Below are 1,676 nucleotides of genomic sequence, written 5' to 3'. Positions count from 1 at the left end.
TTATTATATAATTAACAGCAATCTCTCATTCCTTCTCCAAATAAATTCTTTACCTCTAAACCTTCCACCCTAAATATGGCATAACCAAACTGTCCATCTTTAGATCCAGAGACTATAAATTCCAAAGGTTTAGTTTCATCTATATCTTTAAATTCTATTTTTTGATTGTCAATTGGTGCTGGTAATTCTCCAGTAATTTCATACTTACCTTCTTTGTCTAATACTACTACCATCCCATTAGATCTTTTAGAATTATTAAATATTACCACTAAATCCTTTCTATCGTCACCATCAACATCTCCATACCCACATTTTAATACTTCTTTATCTGGATATAATGATATAAAATATTGTAATAATTTATTGTCTTCCTTTACACCTAAATTATTTTCACGTTTAATCTTATCTTGGCTAAATGCAAATACTCCTAACCCAAAAATTATTATAGTTATAATTGCAATTCCTGCTTTTTTACGCATACTCTCTACCTCTCCTAACCATATGCTTTTTGAAATTTATCTTTTAGCTTAGGAATAAATCCTTTTAAAAAGAAAATAAATACTATAGCCGAGCATAGATATTTAAGTGGTTCTGGTGCTGCAAATATTAATTTATTTGCACCTTCTATTGAATTATTGATAGAATTAAAATTAATCGCTGGCTTAAAATCAGGTATCAATAACTTATTTGTAATATATCCTACAAATAGAGAGGATCCCGCAACAAGACTACCATACATTATTGCAGCTCTTTTACCAATTACATTATATATACTTATAAGTTCCGGGAAATTTGTAGCTGCTCCTGCCATTAAAAATGTAATTGCAGCTCCTGGTGATGCACCACTAGCTACTAGTGCTGCTATAAATGGAATATGTCCTACTGCGCACACATACATCACTGTAGCTAGTAGTGCAACATTTCCAAGAGATAGCATACTAGGGTTTCCTAAATACTTTTGTATAAAGGAGTTTGGAAATGCAGTTATTATAAACCCACCTAAAAGCATCCCTAATATTACATATTTACTAACTACTAAAGCTAAATCATTATAAGCCCAAATCATTCCTGATTTTATTTTATCTAGTGTTGTAATATCATCTTCTGTTTCTAGATTAACAGTAGCTATATGTTCCTCTATTCCTGACAACTTTAATTCATTACCACCAAATTTATTAGCTATAATACCTATGAACATAGGTAAAGTAAATCCAACTATTAAATAGATGATTGTAATTTCTTTTCCTAAAAGTCCATAGCTTAGAATAACTGCAATAGGATTTATTATAGGAGTGGATGTCATAAATGCAAGTACAGGGCCTAAGTAAGCTCCTGAATAGTACATGCTTAAACCTAGGGGGATTGTCCCACAACTACAAATAGGTAAAAACATTCCTGATATAGTTACCTTTAACAAGGAGCTTAGTTTTTTATTTCCTAAAGATTTATGAAATCTTCTAGGAGATACAACATCATGTAATAGCCCTGCAATAATAAAACTAAATATAAGCCATGGAGCAGCTCCATTTAGCATACTTATTGAGGCTAATAACATAGATTTTAAAAACTCAAATATAATCATATAATCTTTTCATCTCCTATCATTCTAGTTCCATAACAGCCTCTTTTATTTCCTTTTCTATAATATCTTTTGAAATTCTATCAATCTTCTTCTT

At 30.5% G+C, this 1,676-nt stretch carries 2 protein-coding genes; both read right to left on the bottom strand.

Annotated features, from left to right (window positions below; translation table 11 throughout):
* Positions 1-11: 11 nt before the first annotated feature.
* Positions 12-479: a Cys-Cys-COOH (seleno)protein SaoC gene (saoC, locus tag TICRE_RS10050; protein WP_075727681.1), complete on the bottom strand. Its 468-nt coding sequence runs from the start codon at positions 477-479 to the stop codon at positions 12-14.
* A 14-nt stretch (positions 480-493) separates the two neighbouring features.
* Complete coding sequence (gene saoE / locus TICRE_RS10045; protein ID WP_075727679.1) at positions 494-1,582, bottom strand: efflux transporter SaoE; 1,089 nt, start codon at positions 1,580-1,582, stop codon at positions 494-496.
* Positions 1,583-1,676: the final 94 nt, after the last annotated feature.

Origin of the sequence: Tissierella creatinophila DSM 6911 (genome assembly GCF_001940565.1) — a bacterium.
Classification (GTDB): Bacteria; Bacillota; Clostridia; order Tissierellales; family Tissierellaceae; genus Tissierella_A; species Tissierella_A creatinophila.
Note: the sequence above shows the minus strand (reverse complement) of the source record. Positions and strands in the feature narration are given on the sequence as shown.

Excerpts from the sequence above, each read along its gene's own strand:
- saoC (WP_075727681.1), bottom strand. The coding sequence starts at position 479 with ATGCGTAAAAAAGCAGGAATTGCAATTATAACTATAATAATTTTTGGG.
- saoE (WP_075727679.1), bottom strand. The coding sequence starts at position 1,582 with ATGATTATATTTGAGTTTTTAAAATCTATGTTATTAGCCTCAATAAGT.